Here is an 18,421-nt window from a genome sequence, read left to right as displayed (position 1 = left end):
TCACTACCCGTAAGATAACCTGAGGGAATGCTATGCAGTCTGATATTTTGAATACCGAAGTGACCACCATTGAGGGTGAGAAAACCACGCTGGAAAGCTATAAAGGCAACGTGCTGCTCATCGTGAATGTGGCCTCCAAATGTGGCCTGACGCCGCAGTACGAGCAGCTGGAAAACATTCAAAAAGCCTGGAGAAAGACGGTTTCACCGTGCTGGGCTTCCCGTGCAACCAGTTCCTGGGCCAGGAGCCGGGCAGCGAAGACGAAATCAAAACGTTTTGCAGCACCACCTACGGTGTGACGTTCCCGATGTTCAGCAAAATCGACGTTAACGGTGAACATCGCCATCCCCTGTATGCCAAGCTGGTGGCGGCCGCGCCGACCGCCGTTGCGCCGGAAGGCAGCGGTTTTTATGAGCGCATGGCCAGTAAAGGACGCGCGCCGCTCTATCCGGACGATATCCTGTGGAATTTTGAAAAATTCCTTATTGGTCGTGACGGACAGGTGGTGCAGCGTTTTTCACCGGACATGACGCCTGAAGATCCGATTGTGATGGAGTCTATCAAGCTGGCGCTGGCGAAATAATGACGTTGCTGATGCAGCTCACGGACGTCGCCGATACGGGGCGTCTGGAGCCGATAACCGGTGCCATCAATGCAGGCGAAATCCTGCATCTTGTCGGGCCGAACGGCGCAGGAAAGAGCACCTTACTGGCGCGCATGGCGGGGCTGACCGCCGGCGCGGGGGAGATAACCCTGCTGGAGCATAACCTTGCTGACTGGTCGCCAGTCTCGCTGGCGCACAGGCGCAGCTATCTGGTGCAGCAGCAGGTCCCGCCCTTTGCGATGCCCGTCTGGCACTACCTGATGCTGCATCTGCACGATAAACAGCATACGTCGCTGCTCACTGAGGTGGCGGCGGGATTAGGACTAGAAGATAAACTGTCCCGGCATGCCAGCCAGCTTTCGGGGGGCGAGTGGCAGCGCGTGCGTCTGGCGGCCGTCATTTTGCAGATTCACCCGGCCGGCAATCCACATGGCAGACTGCTGCTTCTGGATGAACCGATGAGCGGTCTGGATGTGGCACAGCAGGCCGCGCTGGACACCCTGTTAAGCTCCCTGAGCAGAAAAGGGATCGGCGTGGTCATGAGCAGTCATGACCTGAACCATACGCTGCGTCACGCCCACCGGGTGTGGCTGTTGGCGCGAGGAAAGATGATTGCCAGCGGCACGCGCGATGCGGTATTGACGCCGCCAAATCTTGCCCGCGCGTACAATATGTCTTTCCGCAGGCTGGATATAGAAGGGCATAAGATGCTGATTTCTACCGCGCAGGCGTAACCGTTTCTTGCCTGTTAACGCCGTTGCACGCTAAATTACGAAAAGAACAAAAAAAGCAGAGGATTCGTCTGAAAATGCGATTCTGGTTTCTCCTGATGGCCGCGTTATTTCTTGCGGGATGCAGTAGCCATCGTGCGCCGCCGCCTAACCCGCGGCTTTCAGATTCTATTACCGTCATTGCCAGCCTTAACGATCAGCTGAGCAACTGGCGCGGCACGCCCTATCGTTATGGCGGCATGAGCCGTGGGGGCGTGGATTGTTCTGGCTTTGTTCTGATGACGTTTCGCGATAAGTTTGATTTACAGCTTCCGCGCGAAACGCGCAAACAGGCGGAAATTGGCACGGAAATCGATAAAGATGATTTGCTGCCCGGCGACCTGGTTTTTTTCAAAACCGGCTCGGGTGACAGTGGGCTTCACGTCGGTATTTATGATACCGATAATCAGTTTATTCACGCCTCGACCAGCCGTGGGGTGATGCGCTCGTCGCTCGATAATGTTTACTGGCGTAAAAACTTCTGGCAGGCACGACGTATTTAGTCTGTCAAAGAGCAGTCTCTTATGATGGCATGATAACTAATAAATCATGCCATTTTTTCTCAAATAAGAGTTTTAAAGTTAAATTTACGAAAAATGACTTATCTCCTCAGGTGTCTGTTTTATCTAAAACTGGCTATTACTGAGCAACCAGGATAAGATTATTTTAGATTCAGGGATAAATCTGAAAAATAATACGGAACTAATGAAATTAATCTTATTAAAATCAAGACAGTGGAATTGTGTCGGCAATTGCTCCAGGATGTCCTCTCTCATCTTTAATGCGGGGCGAGTGCAATGATTATTACGCTAGATAATGCTTACCAGTCTGAACTGATGCTTCTGCCTGCCCGAAATAGCGCCGGCGAGCTTAAAGGTTTAGAGGTTCTGGTTAACTTTACTGGCGTCGGTACCCACGTTCGGATCCCCACCGAACTCGTTATCCCGCGGCTTTCTGCTGAAGAAGAGTTAGCGTTGTTTAACGAGAAACTGCAATTGCTTGATACCTGTAAACTGTTTTTTATTCAGCATCAGTTAATTGCATGGATCAATATTACACCTGTAATTGTTGAATTTTTATTAAGTAATGGGAACGCTGTTTCAATACTTGAGCGTTATCCGTTTCTTGAGTTTACTGTTAATGAGAATTATCCAGGTTTAAATAACGGGAAGGACGATCTGCAACTGGCGAGAATGGCAATCCATTTTCCGCTGGTGCTGGCAAACTTTGGCGCAGGCGCAGCGTCGTTGAAAGCCGTTTATGATGGATTGTTTAAACGGGTCATTCTCGACAAGGGATTTATCCAGCAGCGTGCTTCTGAACTCTCTTTTGAGCCTTTTATGCGCGCAATCCTTTGGCAAATAACGCCTCACTGTCAGTCCGTGCTCGTCGGCGGCATTGATGACCACGGTTTATTGCAGCGCGTCTTGTCCTTTAACTTTGGCGCAATGCAGGGGGCGCTCTGGCCAGCCGTCTCTGCAGAGCACGTCACCACGCTCGTTCAGTGATAACCCTCTCTTTCGCCCGTGTTTAAGTCCGGGTAAACCCTCTACACTAAAAGCAGGAGGACCTATGACCCTGTCTTTTACTGCTCACTGGCATGACGAGTTGCCGGGTTTTTATACCGCACTCAAACCCACACCGTTACAAAATTCCCGTCTTATCTGGCATAACGATCGGCTGGCAGATGAGCTGGCTGTTCCACCTGAGATGTTTCAGCCCTCCGACGGCGCTGGCGTCTGGGGAGGCGAAACGCTGCTTGCCGGTATGCAGCCTCTGGCTCAGGTCTATAGCGGACATCAGTTTGGCGTCTGGGCAGGACAACTGGGCGATGGCCGGGGGATTCTGCTGGGCGAACAACGGCTGCCCAACGGGGAGACGGTGGACTGGCACCTGAAGGGGGCCGGCCTGACCCCTTACTCTCGAATGGGCGACGGGCGCGCGGTATTGCGTTCGACTATTCGCGAATGTCTGGCATCAGAAGCGATGCATGCGCTGGGGATCCCCACCACCCGCGCACTGTCGATTGTAACCAGTGACACCCCGGTGGCTCGTGAAACGATGGAAAAAGGGGCGATGCTTATGCGCGTTGCGCAAAGCCATCTGCGTTTTGGCCACTTTGAACACTTTTATTATCGTCGTGAGCCGGAAAAAGTCCGCCAGCTTGCGGATTATGCCATTCGTCATCACTGGTCTCATTTCCAGGACGAGGCCGATAAGTACATTCTCTGGTTCCGCGATGTGGTAGCCCGTACCGCAACCATGATTGCCCGCTGGCAGACGGTCGGGTTTGCCCATGGGGTGATGAACACGGACAACATGTCGCTTCTCGGGTTGACCTTTGATTACGGTCCGTTCGGCTTTCTTGATGACTATCAGCCGGGGTACATCTGCAACCATTCTGACTATCAGGGACGTTATAGTTTCGACAATCAGCCGGCTGTTGGCCTGTGGAACCTGCAGCGCCTTGCGCAAACTCTGTCGCCGTTTATCGACGTTGATGCCCTGAATGATGCGCTCGACAGCTACCAGGACATTTTACTGCGTGAATATGGCGCGTTGATGCGCAACAAGCTGGGGCTGGTGACGCAGGAGAGGGGCGATAACGACATCCTGAACGCTCTGTTTGCACTCATGGAACGTGAAGGCAGCGATTACACCCGCACCTTCCGGATGCTGAGCCAGACTGAGCAACACAGTAGTGCCTCACCGCTGCGCGACGAGTTCATTGACAGGCAGGGCTTTGACGACTGGTTTGCGCTTTACCGTGCGCGGTTGCAGCAAGAGCAGGTCGACGACGCAACCCGGCAGGCGCAAATGAACGCGGCGAACCCGGCGATGGTGTTGCGCAACTGGCTGGCGCAGCGGGCCATTGAACAGGCAGAGCAGGGGGAGTATGACGAACTACATCGCCTGCATGTGGCTCTGCGTACGCCGTTTGCTGACCGTGATGACGACTATGTCAGCCGTCCGCCGGACTGGGGAAAACGCCTTGAAGTGAGCTGTTCGAGCTAGCCCGGGCGGACAAAACCTGACACCTTGCGGTGCCAGGTTTTTTTATGCCGATACCGCGGTCACTGTGCGACCCATCCGCCATCCATATTCCAGGCGGCGCCGCGGACCTGTACGGCGCTGTCACTGCACAAAAACAACGCCAGTTCGCCTAGCTGTTCCGGCGTAACAAACTCACCGGCGGGCTGTTTCTCTGCCAGCAGTTGCTCACGAGCGACATCCGGTGCGACGCCATCGGCAATACGTCTGTCGATTTGCTGCTGCACCAGCGGGGTCAGCACCCAGCCCGGGCAGATGGCATTGGCGGTTATACCGGTGCGGGCGGTCTCCAGCGCCAGGGATTTGGTAAAGCCCACCACGCCATGCTTGGCGGCAACATAGGCGGATTTCTCTTTCGACGCGACCAACCCATGCACGGAGGCGATATTAATGATGCGCCCCCAGTTTTTCGCCTGCATTGCAGGCAGCGCCAGCCGGCTGGTGTGAAAGACGGAAGAGAGGTTGATGGCGATAATGTCGTTCCATTTCTCCACCGGGAACGCATTAACAGGTGCGACGTGCTGTATACCGGCGTTGTTGATCAGAATATCGACTCCGCCATACCGGGTTTCGGCGTAGTGCATCATGGCTTCAATCTGCTGGACGTCACGCAGGTCCGCATCGTGATAGCCCGGCGTTTTACCCCGTTTCGCGATTTCGTCTCTTGCCGATTCACTGTCGCCGAAACCGTTAAGAATCAACTGTGCGCCGGCCTTCGCCAGCACGCCAGCGATCCCAAGTCCAATACCGCTGGTCGAGCCGGTCACCAGTGCGGTTTTACCGTTCAGATTCATTTTATTCTCCTTACACAATGCCGGTGAGATAGAACACGGCAATGACAAAAAGCACCGCCAGACTTTTGATGAGGGTGATAGCGAAAATGCCGCCATACGCCTGACGATGGCTCAGACCCGTAATGGCAAGCAACGTAATCACGGCCCCGTTATGGGGAAGCGTATCCATGCCGCCGCTGGCCATCGAGGCCACGCGGTGGAGAACCTCCAGAGGGATATTGGCTGCGTGGGCGGCCGCGACAAACGTATCGGCCATGGCCGCAAGGGCGATGCTCATCCCGCCCGACGCCGAACCGGTGATCCCGGCAAGCACGGTCACGCTGATGGCTTCGTTGAGCAACGGGTTCGGGATAGCGGCGAGCGCTTTGGATAAGACCAGAAAACCGGGCAGCGCAGCGATCACCGCCCCGAAACCGTATTCAGACGCGGTATTCATTGCCGCCAGAATGGCGCCGCTGACCGCCGTCCGGCTGCCTTCTGCCAGCCGTCCCCGGATATTGCGAAATCCAAAAAGCAGTACCATGACAATACCCGCGATCAGCGCCGCTTCCACGGCCCAGATGGCGGTGATTTTGCTGACCTCGGTGACAATCGGCTTCGCCAGCCCGGGCAGGGTAAGTTCATGGCGCGTCCCGTACCAGCCGGGGATCCAGCGGGTAAACAGCAGGTTGAGGATCCCGACCAGCAGCAGAGGGGAAATGGCGATCAGCGGATGGGGCAGATTAATGTTGTCCGGCGTTTCAGGTTCATTTTTCAGATCGGAACCGTAGCCCTCATTGTTGTTGAGCGCCTTTCGCCGCTGACGCTCCAGCCAGATCAGGCCAAAACAGAGGATAAACAGCGAGCCAATCAACCCAAGCCACGGCGCGGCCCAGGCGTTAGTGCCAAAGAAGCTGGTGGGGATAATGTTCTGGATCTGCGGCGTACCGGGCAGGGCGTCCATGGTAAACGAGAACGCACCCAGAGCCACGGTTGCCGGGATAAGACGTTTGGGGATGCCGCTCTGGCGGAACAGTTCGGCCGCAAAAGGATAGACGGCAAACGCCACCACGAAGAGCGAAACGCCGCCGTACGTTAACAATGCACACACCAGCACAATGACCGGGATCGCATGGCGGCGCCCGAGGATCTGGATCGCTGCAGCGACGATAGCGCGTGAGAAACCGGAAAGCTCAATCAGCTTGCCAAACACGGCACCCAGCAGGAACACCGGGAAGTAGAGCTTGACGAAGCCGACCATCTTTTCCATAAACAGACCGGTAAACGTCGGGCCGACGGCCCCCGGGTCGGTCAGCAGCACGGCACCCAGCGCCGCGATGGGGGCAAACAGAATAACGCTGTATCCGCGATAAGCCGCGAGCATCAGCAATGCCAGCGCCGCCAGGGCAATCAACACACTCATTATGACTCCTCACTATCATTGTTATATTCGGGTACCAACGAGATGTCCGGGCGCGGTTAGCGCGCAAGGGTTAATGCAATGCCTTGCCCCCCTCCCACACACAGGGTGACGAGCCCTTTTTTCGCGTCGCGGCGTTGCATCTCATGCAGCAGCGTGACGAGGATCCGACAGCCAGAAGCGCCGATGGGGTGGCCAAGCGCAATCGCACCACCGTTTACGTTCACCTTACGTTCATCCCAGCCGAGCAGTTTGCCAACGGCCAGCGCCTGCGCGGCAAAGGCTTCATTCGCTTCAATGACGTCCACCTCATCCAGCGCCCAGCCAGCCCGGGCCAGAGCCGCCTGGCAGGCGCTGACCGGCCCGATGCCCATCACCGATGGATCAACGCCGGTCACGGCATAACTCACGACCCGTCCCAGGATCGGTAATCCGCTTTCCCGCGCTTTTTCACCGCTCATTAACAGCACCGCAGCGGCACCATCGTTCAGGGTTGAGGCATTACCCGCCGTCACCGTTCCATCTTCACGACGAAAGGCAGGGCGCAGCTGAGCGAGTTGCTCAGCGGTGGTTCCCGGCCGGGGTTGTTCATCACTGCTGACCAGGCGCGGCGGCTTTTTACCCTCGCTCACCGTAACCGGAGCCATCTCCGCGTTAAACAGACCGCGCGCAATGGCCGACGCCGCTTTTTGCTGCGACCGGGCGGCAAAAGCGTCCTGCTGCTCACGGGAGATGCCATACTGGCGGGCAACGTTTTCCGCGGTGATGCCCATGTGATAATCGTTAAATGCGTCCCACAGGCCGTCCGTTATCATGCTGTCCTGCATTCCTGTATGACCAAAACGCAACCCTGACCGCGCACCGTCCAGCAGGTAAGGGGCATTGCTCATGCTCTCCTGGCCGCCAGCGATAACCACGTCGGCGTCGCCGCAGCGGATAGCCTGCGCGGCGAGCTGCACCGCTTTTAAGCCGGCACCACACACCAGATTGATGGTTGTCGCGGGCGTACTGACGGGCAATCCGGCCGTGAGAGCGGTCTGACGGGCGGGGTTTTGTCCGCACCCTGCCGTCAGCACCTGACCGAAAATCAGTTCGTCTACCTGATCTGCGCACAGCCGGCTGTTCTCAAGCAGGCGACGAACCGCTACGGCACCCAGTTCAACCGCGGAAAGGGAGGAGAGCGATCCGCGAAAACTGCCTACAGGGGTTCGCGTGGCCCCGACAATCATGACCTCATTCATGTTCACTCCTCAGTTGAAGCGCATCTCGCGCACGTCGTCCGCCACGATGATTTTCCCGGCTGTTTTACTGACGATGTCGTCAATACTGACGCCGGGGGCGTATTCCCGCAGAATGAACGCGCCGTCTTCAATCTCCAGCAACGCAAGGTCGGTTAACACCCGACGGATGCAGCCAGCGCCGGTCAACGGCAGCGTGCAGCGCGGCAGCAGTTTTGACTCTCCGTTTTTTGCGGCATGGGTCATCACCACAATGATGTTCTGCGCCCCGGCGACCAGATCCATCGCGCCTCCCATCCCTTTCACCATCTTGCCCGGGATCATCCACGAGGCGATGTTGCCTTCGACATCCACTTCGAACGCCCCGAGTACGGTCAGGTCAACATGACCGCCCCGGATCATGGCGAACGACTGGGCCGAGTCGAAAATGGCGGCACCGATCCTCGCGGTGACGGTCTGCTTACCGGCGTTGATCATGTCGGCGTCAAGGCTCTGCTCATCCGGAAAGGCTCCCATCCCCAGCAGGCCGTTTTCAGACTGGAGCATCACGTCCATTCCCGCCGGAATATAGTTCGCCACAAGGGTCGGGATCCCTATCCCCAGGTTGACGTAGTAACCGTCGCGCAGTTCTCGGGCGACGCGCATGGCCATCTGTTCACGGGTTAACATCTTCAGACTCCCTCTGCGCGCAGCGTGCGCTGTTCAATGCGTTTCTCGAACTGGCCGACAATCAGCCTGTCAACGTAGATCCCCGGGGTATGAATGGCCGACGGGGGCAGTTCGCCCGGGGCGACGATCTCTTCCACTTCCACTACCGTTATCCGGCCCGCGGTGGCCATCAGCGGGTTAAAGTTTTGCGCGGTATGGCGATAGATAACGTTGCCGTACCAGTCCGCTTTCCAGCCCTTGATCAGCGCAAAATCGCCGGTGATGGCCTCTTCGAGGACATAATGCTTGCCGGCAAACTGGCGAACTTCCTTGCCAGCAGCCACGGGGGTGCCATAGCCGGTGGCCGTGTAAAACGCCGGAATTCCCGCTCCGCCAGCGCGAACCTTTTCTGCCAGGGTTCCCTGTGGGGTGAGTTCCACTTCCAGCTCGCCGCTCAACACCTGTTGCTCAAACAGCGCGTTTTCGCCCACGTACGACGCCACCACTTTTCGTACCTGGCGCGTCTCAAGGAGTATCCCGAGACCAAAACCATCGACGCCGCAGTTGTTTGAAACCACCGTCAGCCCCTGCACCTGACGGCGTCTGACTTCGGCAATCAGGTTCTCAGGAATGCCGCACAGGCCGAAGCCGCCTGCCAGCAATGTCATTCCGTCCGTCAGCCCGTCCAGCGCCTGCGCATAGCTGCCGACGCGCTTATCCAGTCCCGCCATAATCATCCCTCCCGTTATCCGTGCCGGTATCATTAGGGGCGGCGACTCATTTGTTAATTTTGAATTTGTGACCCACTCATTTGGTTTTTTTATTAATTTCCTGTTAACTAAATTTTTTCAATTAGTTAACAAGGTGAAAAATGAGAATGAGTGTCAAACAGTTACGCGCGTTTTTAGCGGTAGCTCACACTCTGAATTTCGCGCATGCCAGTGAACGGCTGAATCTTTCCCAGCCGGCGCTTAGCCTGACGATTAAAGGCCTGGAGGAGGCGCTGGGGGGACCGCTGTTGCAGCGCAGCACCCGCAAGGTGGCGCTAACGCAGGAGGGGGAGACCTTTTTACCGATGGCGCGGCAGCTGCTGGCGGACTGGGATAACGCCGAAGAGGCCATGCATCAGTGCTTTACGCTGCAGCGCGGCAAAATCTCAGTCGCGGCGATGCCGTCATTTGCGGCGAATGTCCTGCCGGAGGTGCTCAAGGCATTTCGCGATCGCCACGCCGGGATCAACGTCACCGTGCACGATGTTATCAACGAGCAGGTAATTGAAATGGTGCGTGAAGGGCGGGTCGAGATGGGGATCGCGTTTGAACCGGCGCCGACTCATAACCTGCTTTTTACGCCGCTGGGTCTCGATCGATTTGTCGCCATTGTGCCGAAATCGTCCGCTCTGGCAGCCAAAAAACGCCTGTCATGGGAGGCGCTACTGACGCTGGATTTCATTACCCTGCAGCGCCCTTCGGCCGTTCGTCTGATGATGGAAGAAGAGCTGGCCCGCAGCGGTCGTAAACTGGATGTGGCGCTGGAGAGCCATCAGCTGGTGACGGTGGGCAGAATGGTCGCCAGCGGCCTGGGCGGCAGTGCGGTCCCGGCACTGTGCGAGGCGCAGATGACCTCGTTAGGCGCGGTCTGTATTCCACTCGATAACCCGCCGATTGAAAAATGCATCGGCGTGATCCACCCCGGGCACACGCAGCTTTCAAAAGCGGCGCATGCCCTGCTTGAGACGCTGAAAGATTTTTATCAGCCCGGTCAGGGGGCGAGAAACACCTGCGGCGAGGCGTGAACCGGATGTGGGCCAACGTATACCTGCGCGCCATACCACCGGGCCAGCGCATCGGCCTGTAAAACCGTTTCCGGCGTGCCCTGAGAAACCAGCGTGCCGTTATGCAGCAGCAGGATCCGGTCCGCCCACAGCGCTGCCAGATTGAGGTCGTGCAGCACCACGCACACGTGAAAATCGCCCTGACGGGTCAGGGATTTCAACAACCGCAGCAGATGCTGCTGGTGGTAAAGATCCAGCGCGGAAGTGGGTTCATCGAGAAACAGCCAGCCGCGCGGACCGCCGTCATGCCAGAGCTGCGCCAGGGCGCGGGCGAGCTGGATCCGTTGTTGCTCGCCACCGGAGAGGGCCGAAAAGCGTCGGTCTGCGAGGGGCAGGCAGCCCGTTATCGCCATTACGGCTTCGACAACCGGGGCTTCCGGGTAGCGCGTCCAGGGCGCGCGGCCCATACCCACCACCGCGTCGACCGGCCAGTCGAACCCGAGCTGCGTATTCTGGCGCATCACTGCCCGGCGGCGTGAAAGCTTTTGCGGGCGCCACGCCTCAAGCGGCGTACCCGCCAGGCTGCATTGCCCGCCAGAAGGCGTGAGATAGCCCGTGAGCAGGCGCAGTAACGTCGATTTTCCGGCACCGTTAGGCCCAATCAACGCCACCATTTCCCCCGGAGATAATGCCAGCGACACGTCGTTGATAAGCGTCCGTTGCCCGACCTGATAAATAAGACGTTCCGCGCAGTAGCGTTCAGCCATGTGCGCCTCCACGACGAAAAATGAGCCACAGGAACCACGGCGCGCCGAAGAGACTGGTCAGTAAACCGACCGGCATTTCAGCCGGTGCGACCAGCGTGCGCGCCACCGTATCGGCAACCAGCAGCAGCGACGCTCCGGCCAGTACGGAGCCGGGGATCACGGCCCGGTGATCGGCGCCCAGCCACATCCGTATCAGGTGCGGCACCACCAGACCGACAAAACCAATCACCCCGCTGACGGCAACCGCGGCGGCAACCAGTAAGGCGCTGCACAGCAACAGGATCCGCTGTACCTTTGCTACCGCCACGCCAAGGTAGTGCGCTTCTTCTTCACCCAGCTGCAGTAAATTGAGCGCGCAGGCAAGACGCCAGATAATCAGAACGCCTGGCACCATCAGCGAGGTGACGGCCAGCAGCGTAGACCACTGCGCCTGACCCAGGCTGCCCATGCCCCAGAGGGAGAGCTGGCGAAGCTGGGCATCATTGCTGAGCCATGACAGTACGCCGACTGCCGCACCGCACAGGGCATTGAGGGCAATGCCCACCAGTAACAGCCGTGAAAGTGTGCTGTTACGCTGCTGGCTAAGGACAAAAATGACGAAGGTGGCCGCCAGCGCACCCCCAAATGCCACGATCATGGGAGCGTAAAGCATCATCAGCGCGGGGAGCGAGAGGGGAATAACCACCCACAGCGCCACGGCCAGCGCCGCGCCGCTGCTGATCCCAAGCAGTCCCGGGTCCGCCAGCGGATTACGAAAAAGCCCCTGCATAACGCAACCTGCCAGCGCCAGCGAGCCGCCGGTGACCAGCGCCAGCAGGACCCGGGGGAGGCGAATGGTCAGCCAGATCTGACGCAGGGTTTCATCACTGCCGCGCCACAGCAGACTGACCGGCAGATGCAGTGCGCCAGCCCCGGAGGCCGCCAGCGTCATGACCGTCAGGATGGCGGCCAGCATCCACAGCGACAACGCGATCCGTCGGGACATCAGGGCAGTTGCTCCGCCCGGGTGCGCAATTGCTGTATTGCCTGCGGCGTGCGCACGCTAAAGCCGAGCAGCGCCATATCGTCGATGGCCAGCACCTGCCTGTTCCGTCCCGCCGGCGTTTGCGCGAGGCCGGGAAGTGTCCACACATTCGCTTCGCCACCCAATGCCTTTACGCCATCCTGCGAAATCACGACAAGGTCAGGCTGGCTGGCAATCACGCCTTCCTGGGACAGCGGCTGATAACGGGTAAAGCCCTGCATCGCGTTTTGCAAACCCGCTGCGCGAATGGCTGCATCCGCGGCGGTCTGTTGTCCGGCAGCCATCGCGGTCATCCCGCCGTGGTTGAGGATAAACAGCACCCGTTTGTCGAGTGGCGAGGTGGGCAGGGCTGCCAGCGCCTGGCGCAGCGTAGCGCGCAGTGCGTCACCCTGTGCTTCACGATGCGTCGCTTCGGCAATGACTCGCACCTTGTCGTCAATCACGCTCAGGTCATGACTGCCGGGAACGGTGACGACACTGACGTGACTTTCCTCGACCTGTTTTAACGCCAGAGAGGGCTGCGCCTGAGCACTGGCCAGTACCAGCGTCGGGCGCATGGATAAGATCCCCTCCGCGTTAAGCTGGCGCAAATAGCCGACGTCGGGCAGGGCGTTCGCGGCCTGCGGCCACTGGCTGGTGCTGTCGCGGGCAACCAGTGACGATCCCGCACCAAGGGCATAAACAATCTCAGTCACGTCACCCCCCAGGGCGACAATTTTCTGCGGTGTGGCCGCGAACGTCACCAGCGGCAGGGCGCAGATCAGGGCGAGCCATTTTTTCATGCGGCCAGCCCTTTTCGGGTCAGGGCGTCGACCTGGCTGCGCCACTGACGCTGCTCTGGTTCACCTTCGCTGCGTTGACCGTACAGCTGAGCGATTTGCGTCCCGTCGGCGGCGAAGAGCTCCAGGCTGGTGACGTGCCCGTCAGCGGTGGGTTTACGCGTCACCCATGTTTCGGCGATGGACGTATCCCGCAGATGCAGGGTAAAGGTTGGGTTGAAGATGTTGAGCCAGCCTTTCATCGGGACGACATTTTCCACCACGCCGGTAAAGATCTGCACGCAGCCGCGGTTGCCGACGAAGATCATCATTTCATTCCCCTCCAGGCGGACCGTTTCCAGCAGCTGTGCCAGAGCGGTGTTGTCTACCCTGCAGGCCAGATCGTCGCCCACCAGACGAAACGCCTGCTGGCGGCTCAGATTGTGGCGCTTCAGCAGGCCGAAGAACTGATGCACGTCGGTCATGGCGCGCCACTCCTGGTCAACGAGGGCGGCATCAGCCTTTTCGTTGTGGGCAGGGACATCGGCATGCTTCAGTGCCAGTGGCGGATTATCGGCAAAGATAAAGCGCGTAAGCAGGTCGCCCCAGGCAGAAATATCGGTGTTATCGGTCGTGTAAACTTTCAGCAGGGCATCGCCCTGAAGGTCGAAGAACTGAATGCTCTGACGCTCACCGCGGGCGGTGGTTTCACTGATGTGGAACGCGCTCGCCCACTGGTTGAGAAACAGGCGCAGATCCAGCGCCCGCGGATTCAGTACCAGCCCGGCGTGGCCGCCAAGGTGTTGATGCGTAAACGCGCCCACCTGCTCGTGAACTGCATAGTCGTTACGACAGATGCATTTGGTCTCGCCCACGGCTTCCAGCGCGCCGATGATTTCGCGGATGTCGCCGTGCAGGCGCCAGGCGTCGTGGCCCACGCGGGCGAAGGTCAGCTCTGCTTCGCTGATGTTCATTAAGCCTGCGATGTCACGTGCGTATTGACCCGGATTTTCTTCTTTCAGCGCAAGCCAGCGTGTGTAGTGATTCATTGTCTCTTCCTTTCGAATAAGGGCCCCGGCAGGCCGGGGCGTGGGGATTACCACTGGTAACTCACAAAAATCTTACCGTTGCGTCCGTCCTGAGGAATGCCCTGAGGAGACCAGTACGCCTTGTCGAACGCGTTACCCAGCACCAGCGTCGTGGTTACCCCTTTGAGCTGCTCCTGGCCTTTATAACTTACGTAGAAATCGTTAACCGCATAGCCCGGCTGTTCGCTGTAGCTACTGCTGATATGGGTTGAGCGATCGACGAAGGTGCCGATCCAGCCGACGGAGAAACCGCTTTGCGCCACCGGGATATCCAGCTTGCTGGTGACGGTATCCGGGTTGATGCTGGAGATATACTCGCCCGTATCGGTATCTTTTCCCCGGGTGCGGTTATAGGCGACGTCGAGGTTGAACAGGTCGGCCGTGTATTTCGCCATCACGTCCCAGCCCCAGATTTTGGCGTGGGGAACGTTCATGGACATGGTGGTCGCAGCCGCAAAATCGACGCTCGTGGAGATGTAGTCTTTGGCTTTGGTGTCGAAGTAGCTGGCCTTGAATTCCAGCGCATCGTTAGCAAGCATGACGTCGTCAAAGCGCAGTCCGAAGCCAAACTCCTGCGTTTCATTGGTTTCCGGACGCAGGTTCGGGTTCGGTACCCAGTAGTTAGTGTAAAAGCGGCCGATGGAGAAGTGTTTGGCGTCGTTATACATTTCACCCATGGTCGGCGCACGGAAGGCCTGTGCGTAAGAGCCGAACAGCATCAGCCAGTCGGTCGGGCTGACGGTCAGTCCGGCACGGGAGGACCATCTGTCCGCGTTCACATCGTCGTATCCTTCGCTGCTCCCGCGGTAATTATCGTAACGGGTACCGCCGAGAAGCGTGACCGGCAGGTCGCGCAGGGTGATCTCGTCCTGCAGCCAGCCGGAGCTGAAATCGATTTTAGCCTCCGGGAAGCCGGTGGTGGTGCCCCCCGGATGTTGCTCCTGACGGTAGTATTCGCCGCCATAGGTCAGAAGATGTGAGGCAAACGTGTCGCTGAACAGACGGGTGCGGTTTTCCACTTTGCCACCTTGGGTGGTCTGCTTGCGAAACTCGCCGGTGCCGTCAATGTTCTGGGCGTTAATGCGCGCTTCAGACCAGTAGAGTTTCGCATCGGCATTCAGCCAGTCGTTGCCCTGGGGAGCCAGGTGATAGCCCAGCTGAGCGTCTCGCTGAATGGTGGAGCGATCGGTCATGGGATTGCTGCTGGCGTCTGCGGCGGGGGTTTGCGGGTTTTTTGGCTCCTGCGCCGCGTTATTGTAATAGCGCAGGGATCCGCTCAGCGTCTGGGCCGGGTCGATGGCCCAGCGGCCTTTTGCCAGCATGTTGTTGATGGATTCGTCATTCGGTGCTGTTCCACCGTCGCTCTGGCGCAGATCGCCGCGATCGCGGCTCGACCAGGCAACCAGTCCGTCCAGGGTTTCGGTACGCCCGTAAGCGCTGGCCCCCATGCCCAGACTGTGATCGCCCGTCGCGCCCGTACCAAACACGCGGTAGCCGCTGTTTTTGCCCGGTTCCAGCAGGTCATTTGCATCGGCGGTGTCATACGCGATCACGCCCCCCAGCGCGCCGCTGCCGTACAGTAAGGCTGACGGGCCGCGAACCACTTCGATACGTTTAATCAGAGCCGGGTCGAGGAACGTGCTGTTCAGGTGGCCAGTGTCGGTCCCCTGGCGCACGCCATCCACCAGCACCAGCACGCCGCGGCGGTCGTAACCGCGCAGGTTGACGTCCTGACCGTTGGTGCGCCCGGTGCCGTCAAGCATCAGGCCTGGGACGTAGCGCAGCAGGTCGGCGGCCGAGCTGGCGGTTTGGTTTTCCGGGGCTGCGGTGTCAATCACGCTGACCATCATCGGGGCTTCGAAGGCGCTGCGGGCGTTGCCGGTGGCGATAACGGTCATATCATCTGTGGCCGCAAACGCGACGCCCGGCAGGACGCTGACAACGGATAGCGCAACGCAGGACGGGCGCAAAAATGCGGAATGCAGGTGTGGCATAGCAACTCTCCATAAAGAATCGAAAGCGCTGGCTGCCTGGGGATCACCTGGGTGGCTGGCGAAGGTTTTGTGGTATTTATTTGGTGAGGATCAGCTTCCCGGCATGGGTCTGGCGCAACAGATAAAGCTGGCCGTCATGCTCGATGATCACGCGTCCCTCGTCCCCCAGCAGGCTTTTACTGTCGATCCGACGATCGGTGCGCGCTGGGGCAGGTGCTGTGTGTGTGTTTTCGGGCGTTGCCGCGTTGTTATCCGTACGTGACATAATGTTTATAAATAACAATCAATGTAACAATGATAATCATTATCAACAAAGTGAAAATTCACGGCAAGCGTTTTTGTGAAAAAACTGTGATGGGATCAAAACAGAAGAGGATGTGGCCTTGCGCGAACGTAGACCCTCTCCCGCAGGAGAGGGTAAAAGGCGAGGACTAAAAACGTGAATCGACCGCTGCCGCCAGTTTCTCCAGCAGCTGTTCGCTGTCTTCCCAGCTCAGGCACGGGTCGGTGATCGACTGGCCATAAACCATTGGCTGTCCGGCTACGATTTTTTGCGTGCCTTCCCGGATAAAACTTTCGGCCATAATGCCCGCGATGGCGGTTGAACCGCTGACGATCTGCTGGCAGATCTCATCACACACGTCCAGCTGGCGGCGATGCTGTTTCTGGCAATTGCCGTGGCTGAAATCCACCACCAGGTGTTCCGGCAGGTCGAACTCGGCCAGCGTTTCACACGCCGCAGCAATATCTTGCGCGTGGTAATTAGGCTTTTTCCCGCCACGCATGATGATATGCCCGTATGGGTTGCCGCTGGTCTGATAAATGGTCATCTGACCGCGCTTATCCGGCGACAGGAACATATGGCTGGCACGCGATGCGCGGATCGCGTCAACGGCAATTCGCGTGTTGCCATCGGTACCGTTTTTAAAACCAACCGGGCAGGAGAGGGCAGAGGCCATCTCACGGTGGATCTGGCTTTCCGTGGTGCGCGCACCGATAGCGCCCCAGCTGATGAGATCGGCGATAAACTGTCCGGTCACCATATCGAGAAACTCGGTGGCCGTCGGTACGCCCAGCTCATTGACCTGCAAAAGCAGTTTACGCGCCAGCTCAATACCATAATTAACACGGTAACTGCCGTTCAGGTCCGGGTCGGAAATCAGCCCTTTCCAGCCCACGACGGTGCGCGGTTTTTCAAAGTAGGTGCGCATGACAATTTCAAGGCGATGCTGGTACTTGTCCCGCAGTCCCTGAAGCCGTTTTGCGTAATCCATTGCGGCATCCAGATCGTGGATGGAGCAAGGGCCAATCACCACCAGAAGACGTTTGTCTTCGCCATTAAGGATTTTTTCAATGCGACGGCGGGATGCCGTGACATGTTCCGCTACACCCGCGGAAACAGGATGCCGCTGTGCCAGTTCAGCCGGTGTGACCAGGCTGTCAATGCGCGCAGTGCGGAGTTCATCGGTTTTATTCATGAAATGTCTCAGAAAAATTTTTGCTTCATCGGCAGACTACCGGGAAGTGATGGGCATCACCTTAAACCAATCCCTGCTGAATTCAAGTTCGGCGCGCCTGCGCGCCGAGGATGTGGTGATGATACCCGATTCTGAGTTATTGTACTAGCATGTTAGTACATGCGTCGGTTGAGCCCCATGATATCGAGGATTTTGGTGGCGATCTCTTCTACCGAATAGTTAGTGCTGTTTAGCCACGGGATCTGGTTTTTGCGGTACAGCGCTTCCACCTCGGAAACCTCCATTCGACACTGGCGCATTGAGGCGTAGCGGCTGTTCTCACGGCGTTCTTCACGTATTGCCGCCAGCCGTTCCGGGTTGATGGTCAGGCCAAACAGCTTGTGCTGGAGCGGCTTAAGGGCGGCTGGCAGCACCAGATTGTCCATGTCGTCAGCAATAAAGGGGTAGTTGGCGGCGCGGATACCGAACTGCATCGCCAGGTAAAGGCTGGTCGGGGTTTTCCCGCAACGCGAGACGCCAAGCAGTATCACCTGCGCCTGGTCGAGGTTACGCAGCGAAATACCGTCGTCGTGCGCCAGGGTGTAATCAATGGCGGCGATACGCGCATCGTATTTGGTCAGGTTGCCGGGGTTCAGCCCATGCGTTCGGTGAGCGATAGGCGTCGGATCGAGTTTCAGTTCGCTCTGCAGCGGGGCCACCAGCGCCTGGACGATATCCTGACAAAACCCTTCACTTTGCAAAATAATCGCGCGAATTTCAGGGATCACGATGGAGTAGAAGACCAGCGGGCGGACCCCCGTCTGCTGGAAGATGGCGTCAATCTGGTCCTTCACCGCCTTTGCACGGCTCTCATTTTCCACAAACGGCAGCGTGATGCTGTTAATCGAAACGGGGAACTGCGACATCACCGCATGTCCCAGCACTTCGGCGGTAATCGCCGTACCATCAGAAATATAAAAAACGTGGCGATCGACAGCATTATCCATTTTACCCACCCTGAATATCGTACGTAATTGTCTGAAAGCATAAATTAA

18 protein-coding genes and 1 pseudogene are annotated in these 18,421 nt (G+C 58.0%); 6 read left to right on the top strand and 13 right to left on the bottom strand.

The window, feature by feature from the left end:
* Nucleotides 1-32 precede the first annotated feature (32 nt).
* The 5 genes and pseudogenes from AAIR21_RS04985 (at nt 33) to selO (ending at nt 4,389) form a co-directional block, all read left to right on the top strand.
* Nucleotides 33-583 (top strand): annotated as a pseudogene (locus AAIR21_RS04985) (glutathione peroxidase).
* Complete coding sequence (gene btuD / locus AAIR21_RS04980; RefSeq protein ID WP_020884404.1) at nt 583-1,338, top strand: vitamin B12 ABC transporter ATP-binding protein BtuD; 756 nt, start codon at nt 583-585, stop codon at nt 1,336-1,338. Before AAIR21_RS04985 ends, btuD begins: the two are co-directional and overlap by 1 nt.
* Nucleotides 1,339-1,412: 74 nt before the next feature.
* On the top strand, nt 1,413-1,877 hold the full coding sequence (locus AAIR21_RS04975; RefSeq protein WP_020884403.1) for an NlpC/P60 family protein: 465 nt from the start codon (nt 1,413-1,415) through the stop codon (nt 1,875-1,877).
* A gap of 294 nt (nt 1,878-2,171) precedes the next feature.
* Nucleotides 2,172-2,882, top strand: coding sequence for an EAL domain-containing protein (locus AAIR21_RS04970; protein WP_020884402.1), 711 nt, complete (start codon nt 2,172-2,174; stop codon nt 2,880-2,882).
* Nucleotides 2,883-2,946: 64 nt separating this feature from the next.
* Entirely contained in the window at nt 2,947-4,389 is a 1,443-nt protein-coding gene (selO, locus tag AAIR21_RS04965) for a protein adenylyltransferase SelO (RefSeq protein ID WP_041162548.1), read from the top strand.
* A 59-nt stretch (nt 4,390-4,448) separates the two neighbouring features.
* Here the strand turns inward: selO and AAIR21_RS04960 are convergent, their stop codons facing one another.
* The 5 genes from AAIR21_RS04960 to AAIR21_RS04940 are packed head-to-tail and all read right to left on the bottom strand — an operon-like array spanning nt 4,449 to nt 9,235.
* The gene (locus AAIR21_RS04960) at nt 4,449-5,219 is read right to left on the bottom strand and encodes a 3-hydroxybutyrate dehydrogenase (protein ID WP_025204395.1); all 771 of its coding nucleotides are present in this window, start codon (nt 5,217-5,219) and stop codon (nt 4,449-4,451) included.
* Nucleotides 5,220-5,229: 10 nt separating this feature from the next.
* Nucleotides 5,230-6,624, bottom strand: coding sequence for a GntP family permease (locus AAIR21_RS04955; protein WP_183516657.1), 1,395 nt, complete (start codon nt 6,622-6,624; stop codon nt 5,230-5,232).
* Between the two features lie 53 nt (nt 6,625-6,677).
* Nucleotides 6,678-7,859, bottom strand: a complete 1,182-nt coding sequence (locus AAIR21_RS04950) for an acetyl-CoA C-acetyltransferase (RefSeq protein ID WP_183516432.1) — start codon at nt 7,857-7,859, stop codon at nt 6,678-6,680.
* Between the two features lie 9 nt (nt 7,860-7,868).
* Nucleotides 7,869-8,525 carry a CoA transferase subunit B gene (locus tag AAIR21_RS04945; protein WP_014169704.1) on the bottom strand — a complete coding sequence of 219 codons (657 nt, stop codon included), beginning with the start codon at nt 8,523-8,525 and terminating at the stop codon, nt 7,869-7,871.
* 2 nt (nt 8,526-8,527) lie between these two features.
* Nucleotides 8,528-9,235, bottom strand: coding sequence for a CoA transferase subunit A (locus tag AAIR21_RS04940; protein WP_032677981.1), 708 nt, complete (start codon nt 9,233-9,235; stop codon nt 8,528-8,530).
* A 140-nt stretch (nt 9,236-9,375) separates the two neighbouring features.
* Here AAIR21_RS04940 and AAIR21_RS04935 point away from each other — a divergent pair, with 140 nt between their 5' ends.
* Nucleotides 9,376-10,299 (top strand): LysR family transcriptional regulator, encoded by a 924-nt coding sequence (locus tag AAIR21_RS04935; protein ID WP_020884395.1) that lies wholly within the window; start codon nt 9,376-9,378, stop codon nt 10,297-10,299.
* Here AAIR21_RS04935 and AAIR21_RS04930 read toward each other — a convergent pair.
* The 8 genes from AAIR21_RS04930 to ppsR all read right to left on the bottom strand — a co-directional run bounded on the left by AAIR21_RS04930 (nt 10,266) and on the right by ppsR (nt 18,373).
* On the bottom strand, nt 10,266-11,045 hold the full coding sequence (locus AAIR21_RS04930; RefSeq protein WP_183516431.1) for a heme ABC transporter ATP-binding protein: 780 nt from the start codon (nt 11,043-11,045) through the stop codon (nt 10,266-10,268). The two genes, AAIR21_RS04935 and AAIR21_RS04930, sit on opposite strands and share 34 nt — an antisense overlap.
* Nucleotides 11,038-12,030 (bottom strand): FecCD family ABC transporter permease, encoded by a 993-nt coding sequence (locus AAIR21_RS04925; protein ID WP_183516430.1) that lies wholly within the window; start codon nt 12,028-12,030, stop codon nt 11,038-11,040. Before AAIR21_RS04925 ends, AAIR21_RS04930 begins: the two co-directional genes overlap by 8 nt.
* Nucleotides 12,030-12,851, bottom strand: coding sequence for a heme/hemin ABC transporter substrate-binding protein (locus AAIR21_RS04920; protein WP_183516429.1), 822 nt, complete (start codon nt 12,849-12,851; stop codon nt 12,030-12,032). The genes AAIR21_RS04925 and AAIR21_RS04920 overlap by 1 nt, the downstream gene beginning before the upstream one ends.
* Nucleotides 12,848-13,876, bottom strand: a complete 1,029-nt coding sequence (locus tag AAIR21_RS04915; RefSeq protein ID WP_044867859.1) for a hemin-degrading factor — start codon at nt 13,874-13,876, stop codon at nt 12,848-12,850. The genes AAIR21_RS04920 and AAIR21_RS04915 overlap by 4 nt, the downstream gene beginning before the upstream one ends.
* A 47-nt stretch (nt 13,877-13,923) precedes the next feature.
* Nucleotides 13,924-15,909, bottom strand: coding sequence for a TonB-dependent hemoglobin/transferrin/lactoferrin family receptor (locus AAIR21_RS04910; protein ID WP_183516428.1), 1,986 nt, complete (start codon nt 15,907-15,909; stop codon nt 13,924-13,926).
* A 76-nt stretch (nt 15,910-15,985) separates the two neighbouring features.
* Nucleotides 15,986-16,174 carry a hemin uptake protein HemP gene (gene hemP / locus AAIR21_RS04905; protein WP_020884389.1) on the bottom strand — a complete coding sequence of 63 codons (189 nt, stop codon included), beginning with the start codon at nt 16,172-16,174 and terminating at the stop codon, nt 15,986-15,988.
* A 166-nt stretch (nt 16,175-16,340) separates the two neighbouring features.
* Entirely contained in the window at nt 16,341-17,387 is a 1,047-nt protein-coding gene (aroH, locus tag AAIR21_RS04900) for a 3-deoxy-7-phosphoheptulonate synthase AroH (RefSeq protein WP_014169714.1), read from the bottom strand.
* Nucleotides 17,388-17,539: 152 nt separating this feature from the next.
* Nucleotides 17,540-18,373 (bottom strand): posphoenolpyruvate synthetase regulatory kinase/phosphorylase PpsR, encoded by an 834-nt coding sequence (gene ppsR, locus AAIR21_RS04895; RefSeq protein ID WP_020884387.1) that lies wholly within the window; start codon nt 18,371-18,373, stop codon nt 17,540-17,542.
* Nucleotides 18,374-18,421: the final 48 nt, after the last annotated feature.

Source organism: Enterobacter sp. PTB (assembly GCF_051130085.1).
In the GTDB taxonomy this organism is placed as follows: domain Bacteria; phylum Pseudomonadota; class Gammaproteobacteria; order Enterobacterales; family Enterobacteriaceae; genus Enterobacter; species Enterobacter ludwigii.
The sequence above is the reverse complement of the archived record's forward strand: the minus strand, read 5'-3'. Positions and strand labels throughout refer to the sequence as shown.

Bases quoted from the DNA above. Each gene is read 5' to 3' on its own strand.
- AAIR21_RS04945 (WP_014169704.1), bottom strand. From the start codon at position 8,525: ATGTTAACCCGTGAACAGATGGCCATGCGCGTCGCCCGAGAACTGCGC.
- selO (WP_041162548.1), top strand. From the start codon at position 2,947: ATGACCCTGTCTTTTACTGCTCACTGGCATGACGAGTTGCCGGGTTTT.
- AAIR21_RS04935 (WP_020884395.1), top strand. From the start codon at position 9,376: ATGAGAATGAGTGTCAAACAGTTACGCGCGTTTTTAGCGGTAGCTCAC.
- AAIR21_RS04930 (WP_183516431.1), bottom strand. From the start codon at position 11,045: ATGGCTGAACGCTACTGCGCGGAACGTCTTATTTATCAGGTCGGGCAA.
- AAIR21_RS04950 (WP_183516432.1), bottom strand. From the start codon at position 7,859: ATGAATGAGGTCATGATTGTCGGGGCCACGCGAACCCCTGTAGGCAGT.
- AAIR21_RS04960 (WP_025204395.1), bottom strand. From the start codon at position 5,219: ATGAATCTGAACGGTAAAACCGCACTGGTGACCGGCTCGACCAGCGGT.
- AAIR21_RS04920 (WP_183516429.1), bottom strand. From the start codon at position 12,851: ATGAAAAAATGGCTCGCCCTGATCTGCGCCCTGCCGCTGGTGACGTTC.
- AAIR21_RS04910 (WP_183516428.1), bottom strand. From the start codon at position 15,909: ATGCCACACCTGCATTCCGCATTTTTGCGCCCGTCCTGCGTTGCGCTA.
- AAIR21_RS04940 (WP_032677981.1), bottom strand. From the start codon at position 9,235: ATGGCGGGACTGGATAAGCGCGTCGGCAGCTATGCGCAGGCGCTGGAC.
- AAIR21_RS04975 (WP_020884403.1), top strand. From the start codon at position 1,413: ATGCGATTCTGGTTTCTCCTGATGGCCGCGTTATTTCTTGCGGGATGC.
- ppsR (WP_020884387.1), bottom strand. From the start codon at position 18,373: ATGGATAATGCTGTCGATCGCCACGTTTTTTATATTTCTGATGGTACG.
- AAIR21_RS04925 (WP_183516430.1), bottom strand. From the start codon at position 12,030: ATGTCCCGACGGATCGCGTTGTCGCTGTGGATGCTGGCCGCCATCCTG.
- aroH (WP_014169714.1), bottom strand. From the start codon at position 17,387: ATGAATAAAACCGATGAACTCCGCACTGCGCGCATTGACAGCCTGGTC.
- btuD (WP_020884404.1), top strand. From the start codon at position 583: ATGACGTTGCTGATGCAGCTCACGGACGTCGCCGATACGGGGCGTCTG.
- hemP (WP_020884389.1), bottom strand. From the start codon at position 16,174: ATGTCACGTACGGATAACAACGCGGCAACGCCCGAAAACACACACACA.
- AAIR21_RS04970 (WP_020884402.1), top strand. From the start codon at position 2,172: ATGATTATTACGCTAGATAATGCTTACCAGTCTGAACTGATGCTTCTG.
- AAIR21_RS04915 (WP_044867859.1), bottom strand. From the start codon at position 13,876: ATGAATCACTACACACGCTGGCTTGCGCTGAAAGAAGAAAATCCGGGT.